Raw genomic sequence first — 13,179 nt, 5'->3', positions numbered from 1 at the left:
TACATTGACTCCATCGCAAGCAAAACCAAGGAGCCCAGCATGACCACCCAACTGATCAAGTCTTCGGATCGCGGCTACGCCGACCATGGCTGGCTGAAGTCCTTCCACAGCTTCTCGTTTGCCGACTACTACGACCCGGCCCGCATGGGCTTTGGCGCGCTGCGAGTCATCAACGAGGACAAGATCGAGCCGGGCCGCGGCTTCGGCACGCATGGCCACCGCGACATGGAGATCATCAGCTATGTGCTCTCCGGCGAGCTGGCGCACAAGGACAGCATGGGCAACGGCGAGGCCGGTGGCGCGAACGCCGGCGTCATCCGCCCCGGCGACGTGCAGCGCATGAGCGCCGGCACCGGCGTGCTGCACAGCGAGTTCAACCACGCCAAGGACCAGACGACGCACTTCCTGCAGATCTGGATCATGCCGGACCACCGCGGCATCGCGCCCAGCTATGAGCAAAAGCATTTCGACGCCGGCTCCAAGCGTGGCAAGCTGCGCCTCGTCGCCGCCAACGACGGTGCCGACGGCGCGGTGACCATCCATGCCGACGCGAAGCTGTATGCCGGCCTGTTCGACGGCGCCGAGCAGGCGGATCTCGCGCTGGCCGATGGACGCATCGCCTACGTGCATGTCGTGCGCGGTTCGCTTAACGTGAACGGGCAAGACCTGACGGCCGGTGATGCCTTGCAAGTTCGCCAAACATCGCGCCTCGCGTTGAGCGCCGGGCATGATGCTGAGGTGCTGGTCTTCGACCTGGCTGCCTGAAATGGTGCCCCTCGTCCAGGCTCGCCCCGTTGAACGCGGGCGAGTCTGGACGGTCCCCCGAGGCGGCGGCGATGCTTGCGGCGTTGAGCCGCAAGCACAACGCCAGAGCGGGCCGGCTTGGGAGCGGCCCGGCGCTCGGTCCGCAGGTTTCTGATTCACCCCCCTCCGAAAGGAACTGTCCATGAGCAAGATCGTCGTTCTGTACCACTCCGGCTACGGCCACACGAAGAAGGTCGCCGAGGCCGTGGCCGGCGCCGCTGGCGCGCAGCTGATCGCCATCGATGCCGAGGGCAACATCACCGAAGCGGACTGGGCCTCGCTGGCCGCCGCCGACGGCGTCATCTTCGGCACGCCGACCTACATGGGCGGCCCGAGCTGGCAGTTCAAGAAAGTGGCCGACGCCAGCAGCAAGCCCTGGTACGCCCAGGTCTGGAAGGACAAGATTGCTGCCGGCTTCACCAACAGCGCCACGCTCAACGGCGACAAGCAGGGCACGATCCAGTACCTGCACACGCTGAGCCAGCAGCACGGCATGATCTGGGTGGGCATGGGCCTGAAGGCGCCCAACCACAAGGCCGCTACGCGCGACGAAGTGAACAACCTCGGCGGCTACGCCGGCCTCATCACGCAGACACCCAGCGACGCGTCGGCGGAAGAAATGGTGCCGGGCGACCTCGCCACGGCCAGGCATTTCGGCGAGCGCGTGAAGGCAGTGGTCGACCGCTGGGCAGGGAACCGCTGAACGCGCCCCTCGCGGCGTGCGCATCTTGGCTGCGGGCCCCTTCAGCGGTTCCGCGGCCTAAACCAGCCCGATATCGCGCGCGCTGGCCCCGGGGAACACCGAGGCCAGCTGCGTGTCGTTCAGGCCATACATGCGCTTGAACAGGCCGCCGAACAGCGCCCGGTACTCGTTGAGCACCGGGTAGTCGCGGTTCTGGAACAGCGTGGACGCCTTGACCTCCACCTGCTCGCCGGCGATGCGCCCGCCCTTCACGCCGCCGCCCAGCACCCAGTAGGCGCTGCCGTGGCCATGGTCCGTGCCGCGGTTGCCGTTCTCGCGGAAGGTGCGGCCGAACTCGCTGACGACGACGACCACGGTGTTGTTCCACTGCGGTCCCATCTCGTCGGCGAACAGCGCCAGGCCCTTGCCCAGCTCGCCGAGCTTGCCAGCCAACTGGCCGGTCGCGCCGCCTTCGCCGACGTGGGTGTCCCAGCCGCCGACGTCGATGAAGCCCAGGGTCACGCGCTCGCGCATCAACCGCGCGACGCGGCGGGCCTCCAGCGCGAAGCCCTTGGCTGCGATGGCGCCGCGGCTGGCGGCCTCCATCTCGCCGGCCATCTCACGCGTGACCTCGTCGCGCACCTCGAAACCGCCGCTGACGGTGTTGGCCAGCCGCGTGTTGGCGTACATGCCGGCAATCGTCTGCGCCTGGGCCGCGCTGATGGATGGTTTGCCCAGGTCGCGCAGCGCCTGGTTGGCCACCGGCTGCCTGCCGCGCATGATGAGCGGTACCTGGTCGGTGAAGGCCATGGCCTCCAAGCGCGAGCTGGCGACGCCCCCTGCGCCCAGCACGCCGGCCAGCCGGTTCATGAAGCCGCTGCGGAAGTCGCGGCTGCCTCCCACGACGTCGTCGGCCTGGCCCAGCTCGATGTGGTCCTGCGTCTCGAAATGGCTGCGCGTCGTGTCGTTGGTGCCGGCAAAGGGCACGAAGGCGGCCTGGCCCTTGCCCCACAGCGGGTGGATGCTGTCGGCCAGTGCCGGCGCCAGGCCCCAGTCGGCGTTCAGTGGCAGTGCGTCCTTCTTGGCGATGGCGATGTTGGGCCGGGCCTCGTAGTAGAAGCTCGACGATGTCGGCACCAGCAGGTTGGCCGCGTCGTAGGCGCCTCGCAGGAAGACGACCAGCAGGCGCGGGGCGTCAGGTGCTGCGGCCCAGAGTCGGGCGGGCAGGGCGGCCGAGCCGAGGCCGGCGAGGCCAAGTTGGAGCAAAAGACGTCGGTCCATGCGATCACCTGTGCATGAAGTCGGGGGAGGCGAGCAGGTAGGTGTTCCATTCCTGCGGCGAAGTGGCCTGGCCCAGCGCCTGCTGCGTGGCGGCGGCCAGGCGCGGTGCGATGCCGTCGTAATACAGCGGGTTGGCGATCTGCGGGAAGGCGGGCCGGTCCTTGACCTCGCCCTCGACCTTGAACAGCCCCGCGCTGCCGCTGCCGATGGCGCGGGCGATCTCGAAGCGCGTCGTCATCTGCCCCGGGCCCGCCCAGGCGTTCTCGTCGAGCGGATAGCCGTCGGGCGTCTGGCGGTTGTAGGGCGCCTGGCCCAGGCGGTAGAGCCAGCCGATCATGGGGCCGGTGTTCAGCACCACCTTGTCCGCATAGGCCAGCCGCACGGCGGAGACGACGTAGTGCGTCGGGTCCTTGAACTTGCGGCCCAGCGAAGCCTCGAATTCCGGCGATGAGACCATGGCGCGCAGCACCTCGGAAATGCGGCCATCGCTCTGCTGCCAGCGCTCGGCCATGCGCTCCACCAGAGCCGGCGGCGGCTCGTCGGCGACGAAATACTGCGCCAGCTTGCGCGACACGAAGCGTGCCGTGCTGGGGTGCCGGGCCAGCAGGTCCAGCACCTGGTCCAGCTCGGCGTAGCCCTGGCCCTTCACGGTGATGCCCAGCAGCGCCTTGTCGCCGAAGTCGTGCCGCGCGGGGTTGAACTCCACGGCCCCATCGCGGTGGTACTGGGCTTCCTGCGCGGGCTTGAGCTTGGGGTGGGTGTCGGTGAAGTTCACGCCCAGGCCGGTCAGCACGCGGGCCAGTTCCTGCACGTCCTTCTGGCTGTAGCCGCCACCCACGCCCAGCGTGTGCAGCTCCAGCAGCTCACGCGCGTAGTTCTCGTTGATGCGGTTGGCGGCGTTCTGCTCGTTGTCGAGGTAGCGCAGCATGGCCGGGTGGTGGGCCGTGTAGCCGAGCAGGTCGCGGAAGCGGCCGAGCGAGCGCTCGCGCAACCCCTGCTCGTAGTCGCCCACCATGACGCGCAGGTTGCTCTTGTACTGGTGCACGTTGAAGTGGTTGAACCAGAACCACGCCATCTGCTCCTGTATCTGGCGCGGCGAGTACAGCGCCTGCAGCAACTGGCGGGCCGAGGCGTCGCGTGCCAGCTTGGTCAGCGCCTGCTGGTAGTCCTTCTGGGCCTGCGCCTTGACGGTGTCGTCGGTCTGTGCGTCGGCGGCCTTGCGCTGGGCTTCCAGTTGCTGCACCAACGGCAGCAGCGGTTGCTGGGAGATGGCGAAAGCCTGGATCTGGGCCCTGGCGGCCTCGGGCAGCGGCGCCGTGGCTGTGGGTTGCAGCTGGGCGTCCAGCCAGGCGGCACGCCCCTGGCCGCGCACGGCCGCGAGGTCAGCGCTGCTGGCACCCCAGGTGAGGCGGTCCAACCACAGCGCATCCTGGGCAGCGCCGCGGGCGGCAAGGGGCTGTGGTGGTGCGCTGGCGCAGGCGGCCAGCAGCAAGGCGGAACACAGCGCAGAACACAACGCGATGCGGGGCAGGGCTTTCATCGGAGGGTGGCCTTTCGGGCTGGGCTTGGCGCCAACGGCCCACCGCGGCCCCGGGTTGACGGCGGCAGGCTAGCAGAAGGTTGCCCCCCTAATGTGTTGCCGCTGCGCACCCCGTCCCCGGGCCGCTGGGCGCTTTGTGTCTGCGCGACACATTTTGCAGACAAAGGTGTTACCGCCCCCGGCGACATTGCCAGGTTTTGTTCGGTGCGCATGGGCGCACCGTCGCTCGCAAAACCTTGCAAGGACGCCCCGCATGGCACGCCCCTCACCATCCCCGGCCGACGCCGGACCCCAGCCACCTTCCGGGCGCCGCCGCCTGCTGGGGGCGCTGGGCGGGCTGGGGGCCACGTCGCTGGTCGGCTGCGCCGCCCCGCCGCGCTCGGTCGGTGTGATGGCGCCCGCGCCGGACGGTCGCGGCGAGGACGAGCTGGCCCGCATCATGGCCACCGGCCTGCCCAGCTGCCGCGTGACGCCGACGGAAACCGAAGGGCCGTTCCCGCTGCGGGCAGCGCTGGCCGGCTCGGCCCTGCTGCGCGAGGACATCACCGAGGGCTGCCCCGGCGTGCCGCTGACCTTGCGCATCAAGCTGGTGGACGTCAACAACCGCTGCCGGCCCGTTGCCGGCGCGTGGGTGTACGTCTGGCACTGCGATCGTGATGGCCGCTACTCCGGATACGACGGCATGGGCAACCCGGGGCAGACCGGTCGAAGCTACCTGCGCGGCATCCAGCGCAGCGACGCCGACGGGATCGTCACCTTCAAGACCATCTACCCGGGTTGGTACGAGGGCCGCATCACGCACATCCACTGCATGGCCTTCCTCGCGGCCAGCATGCTGACGAGCAGCACGCCGTCCATGGCGACGGCGCAGTTCGCCTTCCCGGACGCGGTGACGGCCGAGGTCTATGCGAGCCCGCTGTACGGCAAAGGCCCGAACACCTCCGTCACACGGATCGAGGATGACGGCGTGTTCACCGACGGCGCCGGCACCGAGATGCTGGCGGTGTTCGGCAGCGTCGAGGCCGGTTACGTGGCGGGCATCGTCGTGGGCGTGGACCAGACCGTATCCAACCGCGTCGAAGGGGGCGGCCCGCCGGGCGGCCCGCGGGGATGGCCACCGGGGGCGCCGGACGGGCGCCCGCCGATGCCGGGCGGAGGCCTGCCGCCGCGGGGTGGCCCGGGGCCACGCTCGCGAGGTGGGCCGGGCTGAAGGCGTCAATCGCAGAACAAAGAAAGGCCGGCCACCTCGCGGTGCCGGCCTCCTGGCGCGGGGCGCCACCCGCTGAAGGTGGCGCCTGCACGGGCGTTTACTTGGCGCCCGGCGTGTAGATCTTGTCGAAGGTGCCGCCGTCATCGAAGTGCGTCTTCTGCACCTTGCGCCAGTCGCCGAACAGATCGTCGATGGTGAACAGCTTCACCGGCGCAAAGGTCTTCGCGTACTTGGCCGCGACCTTGGCGTCACGCGGGCGGTAGTAGTTCTGCGCCGCGATCTCCTGGCCTTCCGGGCTGTACAGGTATTCCAGGTAGGCCTGGGCCTGCTTGCGCGTGCCGCGCTTGTCGACGACCTTGTCGATGACGGCGACGGGCGGCTCGGCCAGGATGGAGATGCTGGGCGTGACGATCTCGAACTTCTCCGGGCCCAGTTCCTTGACGGCCAGGTAGGCCTCGTTCTCCCAGGCGATCAGCACGTCGCCGATGCCGCGTTCGACGAAGGTTGTCGTGGCACCGCGGGCGCCGGAGTCCAGCACCTTGGTGTTGGCGTAGATCTTCTTGACGAAGTCCCGCGCCTGCGCCGGCGTGTTGCCGCTCTTCAGCGCGTAGCCCCAGGCGGCCAGGTAGTTCCAGCGCGCACCGCCGCTGGTCTTGGGGTTGGGCGTGATGACGTCGACGCCGGGGCGGACCAGGTCCGGCCAGTCCTTGATGTGCTTGGGGTTGCCCTTGCGCACCAGGAGCACGATGGTGGACGTGTAGGGCGTGGCGTTGTTCGGCAGCTTCTTCTGCCAGTCGAGCGACAGCAGCTTGGCATCGGCCAGCGCGTCCACGTCGTAACCCAGGCCCAGCGTGACGACGTCGGCCTCCAGGCCGTCGATGACCGAGCGGGCCTGCTTGCCCGAGCCGCCGTGCGAGGCCTTGATGCTCAGCGTCTCGCCGGTCCTGGCTTTCCAGGCCGCGGCGAAAGCCTTGTTGAAGTCCTGGTAGAGCTCGCGTGTCGGGTCGTAGGAGACGTTCAGCAGCGAGGTCTGGGCGAAGGCGCCGTTGGCGGCAATGGCGAGCGAGAAGGCGGTGAGAAGGCGGCGCATTGTGTTTGAGTTAGGGAGGGAGACCTCACTCTAGGGAGGCCGGGTTATGCGGGGAACGAAGAAGAGCGCGCTAGCTCATGCGGCTTTCGACCAAGCCAGCACCGGCTCGCGGCTGTCCGTGGGTACAGGCGCCGGCTCGTGGCGCGCGGCGTCCACGACCTCGCGCTTCAGTGGCGAGGCGAAGGTCTGGATGAACTCGTAGACGTAGTCGCGCAGGTAGGCGCTGCGGCGCACGGCCAGGCGGGTCATGTTGTCCTCGAACAGGTGGCGTGCGTCGATGGCGCGCAGGTGTCGGTCGCGCTCCTCGTCAAAGGCGATGGCCGCGACGATGCCCACGCCCAGCCCCAGCTCCACATAGGTCTTGATGACGTCGGCGTCCATCGCGCTCAGCACGATGTGCGGCGTGAGCTGTGCGGCCGAGAAGGCGTCGTCGATGTGCGAGCGGCCGGTGTAGCCGGGCTCGTAGGTGACGATGGGGAACTGCGCGACGCGGGCCAGCGTGAGCGGCCCTTCCAGCAGCGGGTGGCCCGGCGGCACGATGACCGAGTGCGTCCAGCGGTAGCAGGGCAGCGCCACCAGTTCGGGGTACTGCGCCAGCGCCTCGGTGGCGATGCCTACGTCGGCCTCGCCATCCAGCAGCAGCCGCGCGATCTGCTGCGGCGAGCCCTGCTGCAGGTGCAGGCTGACGTCGGGGTGATGGGCGCGGAAGTCCCGCACGGCGGGCGGCAGCGCGTAGCGCGCCTGGCTGTGCGTGGCGGCGATGCGCAGGCGGCCGCTGCCGGCCTGGGCGAAGTCGTCGGCCGCGCGCTTGAGGTTCTCGGCCTCCTGCAGCAGCCGCTCGATGACCGGCAGCACCTGCTCGCCGGGCTCGGTCAGGCCGGTCAGCCGCTTGCCGAAACGCACGAACAGCTCGATCCCGAGTTCCTCTTCAAGCTCGCGGATCTGCCGGCTGACACCGGGCTGCGAGGTGTGCAGGGCCTGAGCGACTTCGGTCAGGTTGAAGCCGCGGCGCTGGGCTTCGCGGACGGAGCGGAGTTGCTGGAAGTTCATGCGGGGCGATTCTGCAAACCGCGCCTTCCTCTGTCGTCGAATGATTCGCCATATCGTTATGCGTTTCCCGGCAGTTGCGGGCGTCGGATCGACATCTACAGTCAGTCCACCTTTCAGGAGCCTGCTCATGCATAAGCCCATTCCGCCCCAGGCCTGGCCTTTGTTCGACCGCTACGTGCACGGCGACCTCAGCCGGCGCGGCTTTCTCGAGCAGGCCGCCACCTTTGCCGGCGGCCCGGCCGGTGCCGCCGCGTTGCTGGCGACGCTGAGCCCTGACTTCGCTGCCGCGCAGCTGGTCAAGCCCGACGACGCGCGCCTCGTCACGCGCAAGCAATCCTTCTCGTCGCCTGACGGCAACGGCCAGGTGCACGGCTACCTCGCCAAGCCGGCCGTTGCTGCGGGCAAGCTGCCGGCCGTGCTGGTGGTGCACGAGAACCGCGGCCTGAACCCGCACATCGAGGACATCGCCCGCCGCGTTGCGCTGGCCGGCTACGTGGCCTACGCACCCGACGCGCTGGCGCCGCTGGGCGGCTACCCGGGCGACGAGGACAAGGCCCGCGAGTTGTTCGGCAAGCTCGACCCGGCGAAGGCGCGCGCCGACATCGTGGCCGGCGCACGCGGTTTGCTGACGCTGGCCGATGCGAATGGGAAAGTCGGTGTCGTCGGCTTCTGCTACGGCGGCTCGCTATCCAACCATATCGCCACTCAGGTGCCTGAATTGGCCGTGGCCGTGCCGTTCTACGGCGGCGCGCCCGCGCTGCCGGACGTGCCGCGCATCAAGGCACGGCTGCTGCTGCACTTCGCGGGCAACGACGAACGCGTCAACGCGACCTGGCCGCCATACGAAGCCGCGCTGAAGGCCGCTGGCGTGCGCTATGAGGCGTTCACCTATGCCGGCACGCAGCACGGCTTCAACAACGACACGACGCCGCGTTTTGATGCGGCAGCGGCGCAGCAGGCGTGGGAGCGGACGTTGGCTGTGTTCAAGGCAGTACTCGGCTGAGTGATCGCGGATGTGGAGCGGGCCGCTGCGAAGCGGCCCGTTTCGCTTTCGGCGAGTTCAGCTCAGACGGCGAACGCCCACTCTCGGAACTCCGCGTGCCGCGCCCGTGCCGCCTCGACCCAGCTCTTGGCCACCGGCAGCGGCCCGAAGCCGGCCTCGGCATTGATGTGGCCCACGGCGCCGAGGTTGCTGTAGCTGGCGCCCCAACGGTGGGCCCAACGCGCGGCGCTGGCGGCGCTCATCCACGGGTCGTTGCTGCTGGCCAGCAGCCGCGAGCGGCACGGCAGGCGGTGGTGGGGCAGGGCTTCGGCCAGGCCGAACTTGTCGGGCTCGGCCGGCGCGACGAACAAAGCCTCGCGGATGGGCGAGTCGGGGTGGTCCGCCAGATGCCGGGCCAGCGCCAGGCAGCCGAAGCTGTGCGCGACGGCCAGCCATTCGCCGTCGCCCGCAACCTCCAGCGTGCGCTGGATGCGCTCGGCCCAGCGCTCCAGTTCCGGTTTGCTCGGGTCGCGCTGCGTGACGCGGCGAGCGTCGCGGTACTGGCCCTGCAGCCAGCTCTGCCAGTGCGCTGGCCCGCTGTCGTGCAGGCCCGGGATGATGAGGATGCGAGGAGCGCTGTACGGCATGGCGGCCTCAGAGGGTGGGAGGGAGTCCGGCGTGCCCGAAAGGGCTCGCCAAGGCGGTCCGATCTAGGCGCAAAGCGCAGCCGCAGCCAGGGCTACGGCGAGCATTTGCAACGACGAGCGGGGCGTTTTGGTGAGTCGAGGCAGGCATGCTGGATTCCTTCTCACCCTCTTAGAGCGTGGCGATGGACACCTCGGTGGACTTGACGAGGGCCACCACTTCGCGGCCGACCTCGAGCCCGAGATCCTTGACCGAACGCGTCGTGATGACCGACGTGACGACATCGCCGCCACGCGTGACGACGTCGACCTCGGAGACGACAGGGCCTTCGATGATTTCCTTGATGGTGCCGCGGAACTGGTTGCGGACGTTGATGGCGGTGATGCTCACGAGAGGCTCCAGAAGATGCGTGGAGCCAGTGTGCGCAACCCGGCGTTCCCAGAGAACGAAGCAATCCTCAGCAGCGCATGCGGCTGCCGATTAAGGCGTGTGCGCCCGTGTCAGCGCGGTTTGGCAGCCTTGGTGACTGCCTTCGCGTTGGGTGGATCGTTGGGCAGCAAGGCGGAGCAGTCGGTGTACAGGCCGTCCGGGGAGGGGTGTTCGATGCAGTACTCGTAGTCCGCGCGCGTCGGGCCGTGTGGGCCGGCGGCGGGCGGGTCGAAGTGCAGCGGTGTGTTGTCGGCGCGTTTCGGCATGCCGGTGGCGCTGGCCGCACTGGCGGCCGCCGCCGGGCGGGGCTTGTCGGCGGCGCCGGCGTGCTGGGGCAGCGCGCAGAAGCCGAGGGCGGCACAGGTGGCGAGGTCGAGCAATCGACGCGTGGGGGTTCGAGCAGGCATGGCGGTCTCCCGGGCAGGGTCCGCCGGCAGCTGTAGTCGGCGTCGACCCTTGCCTTGAAAGACGAGAAAACTACGCCAAACCGGCCAGCCGCAAATCCGTAACCTTGTGGAAGAGCGGACTTGCCAGGAAATCCCTGGGGCGCGCCTAGATGCCCGCGCCGGCCTCGAACAGGCTGAGCCGGTTGGCCGCCAGCTTGACGCGCTGGCCGCCCTGCAGGCGCAGCGCCTCGGCCTCGTCGCGGGTCAATTCGGCTTCCAGCGGCTGGCCGTCCGGGCCGATCAGCTCGACGCGGGCGCTGGCGCCGAAGGACAGCACACGCTCCACCGTGGCCGACAGGCCGGGAGCGGCCTCGTCGGTCAGGATGCGCAGGTCGTGCGGGCGGGCGTAGGCCTGCACCTCGCCGCCGTCGTGCGAGCCGGCGTGCGGCAGCTGGTGCTCGCCGATGTGCAGCACGTTGCCGCGCGCCTGGCCGACGAAGCGGTTGGCCGCGCCGAGGAAGCCGTAGACGAACGGCGTGGCCGGGCGCTCGTAGACCTCCTGCGGCGTGCCGACCTGTTCCACCCGGCCGTGGTCCATCAGCACGATGCGGTCGGCCACTTCCAGCGCTTCGTCCTGGTCGTGCGTGACGAAGATGCTGGTGATGTGCAGCTCGTCGTGCAGGCGGCGCAGCCAGCGGCGCAGTTCCTTGCGCACCTTGGCGTCCAGCGCGCCGAAGGGCTCGTCCAGCAGCAGCACGCGCGGCTCGACGGCCAGCGCGCGGGCCAACGCAATGCGCTGGCGCTGGCCGCCGGAGAGCTGCGGCGGGAAGCGGTCGCCCAGCCAGTCCAGCTGCACGAGCTTGAGCAGCTCGGTGACGCGCTTCCTGATCTCGGATTCCGGCAGGCGCTGCTTGCGTGGCTTCACGCGCAGGCCGAACGCGACGTTGTCGAACACCGTCATGTGGCGGAACAGTGCGTAATGCTGGAACACGAAGCCCACCTGGCGCTCGCGCACGTGCGTCTCGGAGGCGTCCTCGCCGTCCAGCAGCACGCGACCCGCGTCGGCCTGTTCCAGGCCGGCAATGATGCGCAACAGCGTCGTCTTGCCGCAGCCCGACGGGCCCAGCAGCGCGACCAGCTCGCCGCGCGGGAAATCCAGCGAGACGTCACCCAGCGCCGTGAAATTGCCGAAGCTCTTGTGGATGTTCTGGACCTGGATGCCCATCATGCTTCCTTCGACGCGACCGACGCGCGCCATTCGATGATTTGCTTGATCACCAGCGTCGCCAGCGCCAGCAGCGCCAGCAGCGAGGCCACGGCGAAGGCCGCGGCGAACTGGTATTCGTTGTAGAGGATCTCGACGTGCAGCGGCAGCGTGTTCGTCAGGCCGCGGATGTGGCCGGACACGACCGACACCGCGCCGAACTCGCCCATCGCCCGCGCGTTGCAGAGGATGACGCCGTACAGCAGGCCCCACTTGATGTTGGGCAGCGTGACTCGGCGGAAGGTCTGCCAGCCGCTGGCGCCCAGCACGGTGGCGGCTTCCTCCTCGTCCTTGCCTTGCGCCTGCATCAGCGGGATCAGCTCGCGGGCGACGAAGGGGAAGGTCACGAACACGGTGGCCAACACGATGCCGGGCACGGCGAACACGATCTTCAGGTCGTGCGCCTGCAGCCACGGGCCGAACCAGCCGTTGGCGCCGAAGATCAGCACGTACATCAGACCGGCCACGACGGGCGACACCGAGAACGGCAGGTCGATCAGCGTGATCAGCAACTGCTTGCCGCGGAACTCGTGCTTGGCGATCAGCCAGGCCGCGCTGACGCCGAACACGACGTTCAGCGGCACGGAGATGATGGCGGCGGTCAGCGTCAGCTTGATGGCCGCCACCGTGTCCGACTCGCTCAGCGATGCGAAGTACAGCTCCCAGCCCTTGCGCAGCGCCTCGGTGAAGACGGCCACCAGCGGCAGCAGCAGGAAGATGGCGAAGAAACCCAGGCCCAGCGCCAGCAGCGTCAGCCGCACGCCGGTGGACTCGCGTGTGGCGGGGTTGTCCTGATACTTGGCGCGAGCGCGCGCCGGGGCGACGTGCAGAGCGGTACTCATTTGCGGACACCCCGTTGCGAACTCCAGGCCTGCAGGCCGTTGATGAGCAGCAGCAGCACGAAGCTGAAGATCAGCATGACGGCGGCGATGGCCGTGGCGCCGACGTAGTCGTACTGTTCCAGCTTGGAGATGATCATCAGCGGCGTGATCTCGCTGACCAGCGGGATGTTGCCGGCGATGAAGATCACCGAGCCGTACTCGCCGACGGCGCGCGCAAAGGCCAGCGCGAAGCCGGTCAGCAGCGCCGGCAGCAGCGTGGGCAGCACGACGAAGCGGAAGGTCGTCCAGCGCTGCGCGCCCAGCGACGCGGCGGCTTCCTCCAGCTCGGTCTCCATGTCTTCCAGCACCGGCTGCACGGTGCGCACGATGAACGGCAGGCCGATGAAGATCAGCGCCAGCAGCACGCCCAGCGGCGTGAAGGCGATCTTGATGTCGTACTTGGCGAAGATCGAGCCGACCCAGCCGTTGGGTGCGTACAGCGCCGTCAGCGCGATGCCGGCCACGGCCGTGGGCAGCGCAAAGGGCAGGTCGATCAGCGCGTCCACGAGCTTCTTGCCCGGAAACTCGTAGCGCACAAGGCACCAGGCCAGGATGAGACCGAAGACAAGATTGATGACGGCTGCGATCAGCGAGGCGCCGAAGCTGAGCTTGTACGACGCGATGACGCGTGGCGACGTGGCGGCGGCCCAGAAGGCGTCGAAACCATGGCCCGACGATTTCAGGAACACCGCGGCCAGCGGGATCAGCACGATCAGGGACAGGTAGAACAGCGTGAAGCCCAGCGTCGGCGCAAAGCCGGGCAGGACACGCCGTCTACTCAGGGAGAAGGAAGTCATGTGGTTTTAGTGTTTTGGCATTTCGGGCCAAGCGCCGGGCCGCTCCCAAGCCGGCCCGCCTTGGCGATGTGCCTGGCGGTCGATCCGCCAGGCATCGCCGTCCCCTCGGGGGACCGATCAGCTTCGCCCGCGTTCAGC

Annotated in this window: 14 protein-coding genes; 4 read left to right on the top strand and 10 right to left on the bottom strand. The window is 68.8% G+C overall.

The annotated features are described in order from the left end of the window. The first annotated feature begins 39 nt into the window (after positions 1-39). Positions 40-765 carry a pirin family protein gene (locus ACG04R_RS05105; protein WP_394406916.1) on the top strand — a complete coding sequence of 242 codons (726 nt, stop codon included), beginning with the start codon at positions 40-42 and terminating at the stop codon, positions 763-765. 181 nt (positions 766-946) lie between these two features. Next, complete coding sequence (locus tag ACG04R_RS05100) at positions 947-1,507, top strand: flavodoxin family protein (RefSeq protein ID WP_394406914.1); 561 nt, start codon at positions 947-949, stop codon at positions 1,505-1,507. Between the two features lie 57 nt (positions 1,508-1,564). On the opposite strand, the gene ACG04R_RS05095 is transcribed toward ACG04R_RS05100, so the two are convergent. Together ACG04R_RS05095 and ACG04R_RS05090 are read right to left on the bottom strand one after the other, a co-directional pair. Then, a complete protein-coding gene (locus ACG04R_RS05095; RefSeq protein WP_394406912.1) occupies positions 1,565-2,767 on the bottom strand; it encodes a DUF1501 domain-containing protein in 1,203 nt (400 codons plus the stop codon). 4 nt (positions 2,768-2,771) lie between these two features. Beyond that, the gene (locus ACG04R_RS05090) at positions 2,772-4,307 is read right to left on the bottom strand and encodes a DUF1800 domain-containing protein (RefSeq protein WP_394406910.1); all 1,536 of its coding nucleotides are present in this window, start codon (positions 4,305-4,307) and stop codon (positions 2,772-2,774) included. A 253-nt stretch (positions 4,308-4,560) separates the two neighbouring features. On the opposite strand from ACG04R_RS05090, the gene ACG04R_RS05085 reads away from it, so the two are divergent. Then, positions 4,561-5,517 (top strand): intradiol ring-cleavage dioxygenase, encoded by a 957-nt coding sequence (locus ACG04R_RS05085; RefSeq protein WP_394406908.1) that lies wholly within the window; start codon positions 4,561-4,563, stop codon positions 5,515-5,517. Between the two features lie 97 nt (positions 5,518-5,614). Here ACG04R_RS05085 and ACG04R_RS05080 read toward each other — a convergent pair whose 3' ends face one another. Together ACG04R_RS05080 and ACG04R_RS05075 are read right to left on the bottom strand one after the other, a co-directional pair. Continuing rightward, the gene (locus tag ACG04R_RS05080; protein ID WP_394406907.1) at positions 5,615-6,607 is read right to left on the bottom strand and encodes a sulfate ABC transporter substrate-binding protein; all 993 of its coding nucleotides are present in this window, start codon (positions 6,605-6,607) and stop codon (positions 5,615-5,617) included. Positions 6,608-6,682: 75 nt separating this feature from the next. Beyond that, positions 6,683-7,657: a CysB family HTH-type transcriptional regulator gene (locus ACG04R_RS05075; RefSeq protein ID WP_394406905.1), complete on the bottom strand. Its 975-nt coding sequence runs from the start codon at positions 7,655-7,657 to the stop codon at positions 6,683-6,685. A gap of 127 nt (positions 7,658-7,784) precedes the next feature. Here ACG04R_RS05075 and ACG04R_RS05070 point away from each other — a divergent pair, with 127 nt between their 5' ends. Further along, positions 7,785-8,660 (top strand): dienelactone hydrolase family protein, encoded by an 876-nt coding sequence (locus ACG04R_RS05070; RefSeq protein ID WP_394406903.1) that lies wholly within the window; start codon positions 7,785-7,787, stop codon positions 8,658-8,660. Positions 8,661-8,722: 62 nt separating this feature from the next. Here the strand turns inward: ACG04R_RS05070 and ACG04R_RS05065 are convergent, their stop codons facing one another. The 6 genes from ACG04R_RS05065 to cysT all read right to left on the bottom strand — a co-directional run bounded on the left by ACG04R_RS05065 (position 8,723) and on the right by cysT (position 13,041). Further along, positions 8,723-9,286 (bottom strand): RBBP9/YdeN family alpha/beta hydrolase, encoded by a 564-nt coding sequence (locus ACG04R_RS05065; protein WP_394406901.1) that lies wholly within the window; start codon positions 9,284-9,286, stop codon positions 8,723-8,725. Positions 9,287-9,455: 169 nt separating this feature from the next. Beyond that, entirely contained in the window at positions 9,456-9,674 is a 219-nt protein-coding gene (locus ACG04R_RS05060) for a TOBE domain-containing protein (protein ID WP_394406899.1), read from the bottom strand. A 110-nt stretch (positions 9,675-9,784) separates the two neighbouring features. Then, positions 9,785-10,120: a hypothetical protein gene (locus tag ACG04R_RS05055; protein WP_394406897.1), complete on the bottom strand. Its 336-nt coding sequence runs from the start codon at positions 10,118-10,120 to the stop codon at positions 9,785-9,787. Positions 10,121-10,265: 145 nt separating this feature from the next. Further along, positions 10,266-11,324, bottom strand: a complete 1,059-nt coding sequence (locus ACG04R_RS05050; protein ID WP_394407259.1) for a sulfate/molybdate ABC transporter ATP-binding protein — start codon at positions 11,322-11,324, stop codon at positions 10,266-10,268. Next, complete coding sequence (gene cysW, locus ACG04R_RS05045) at positions 11,324-12,205, bottom strand: sulfate ABC transporter permease subunit CysW (RefSeq protein WP_394406896.1); 882 nt, start codon at positions 12,203-12,205, stop codon at positions 11,324-11,326. Before cysW ends, ACG04R_RS05050 begins: the two co-directional genes overlap by 1 nt. Next, positions 12,202-13,041, bottom strand: coding sequence for a sulfate ABC transporter permease subunit CysT (gene cysT, locus ACG04R_RS05040; RefSeq protein WP_394406894.1), 840 nt, complete (start codon positions 13,039-13,041; stop codon positions 12,202-12,204). Before cysT ends, cysW begins: the two co-directional genes overlap by 4 nt. Positions 13,042-13,179: the final 138 nt, after the last annotated feature.

This window comes from Pelomonas candidula (assembly GCF_043555985.1).
GTDB lineage: Bacteria > Pseudomonadota > Gammaproteobacteria > Burkholderiales > Burkholderiaceae_C > Pelomonas > Pelomonas candidula.
This window is presented reverse-complemented; position numbering and strand designations above follow the sequence as displayed.

Excerpts from the sequence above, each read along its gene's own strand:
- ACG04R_RS05105 (WP_394406916.1), top strand. The coding sequence starts at position 40 with ATGACCACCCAACTGATCAAGTCTTCGGATCGCGGCTACGCCGACCAT.
- ACG04R_RS05100 (WP_394406914.1), top strand. The coding sequence starts at position 947 with ATGAGCAAGATCGTCGTTCTGTACCACTCCGGCTACGGCCACACGAAG.
- ACG04R_RS05095 (WP_394406912.1), bottom strand. The coding sequence starts at position 2,767 with ATGGACCGACGTCTTTTGCTCCAACTTGGCCTCGCCGGCCTCGGCTCG.
- ACG04R_RS05090 (WP_394406910.1), bottom strand. The coding sequence starts at position 4,307 with ATGAAAGCCCTGCCCCGCATCGCGTTGTGTTCTGCGCTGTGTTCCGCC.
- ACG04R_RS05085 (WP_394406908.1), top strand. The coding sequence starts at position 4,561 with ATGGCACGCCCCTCACCATCCCCGGCCGACGCCGGACCCCAGCCACCT.
- ACG04R_RS05080 (WP_394406907.1), bottom strand. The coding sequence starts at position 6,607 with ATGCGCCGCCTTCTCACCGCCTTCTCGCTCGCCATTGCCGCCAACGGC.
- ACG04R_RS05075 (WP_394406905.1), bottom strand. The coding sequence starts at position 7,657 with ATGAACTTCCAGCAACTCCGCTCCGTCCGCGAAGCCCAGCGCCGCGGC.
- ACG04R_RS05070 (WP_394406903.1), top strand. The coding sequence starts at position 7,785 with ATGCATAAGCCCATTCCGCCCCAGGCCTGGCCTTTGTTCGACCGCTAC.
- ACG04R_RS05065 (WP_394406901.1), bottom strand. The coding sequence starts at position 9,286 with ATGCCGTACAGCGCTCCTCGCATCCTCATCATCCCGGGCCTGCACGAC.
- ACG04R_RS05055 (WP_394406897.1), bottom strand. The coding sequence starts at position 10,120 with ATGCCTGCTCGAACCCCCACGCGTCGATTGCTCGACCTCGCCACCTGT.
- ACG04R_RS05050 (WP_394407259.1), bottom strand. The coding sequence starts at position 11,324 with ATGGGCATCCAGGTCCAGAACATCCACAAGAGCTTCGGCAATTTCACG.
- cysW (WP_394406896.1), bottom strand. The coding sequence starts at position 12,205 with ATGAGTACCGCTCTGCACGTCGCCCCGGCGCGCGCTCGCGCCAAGTAT.
- cysT (WP_394406894.1), bottom strand. The coding sequence starts at position 13,041 with ATGACTTCCTTCTCCCTGAGTAGACGGCGTGTCCTGCCCGGCTTTGCG.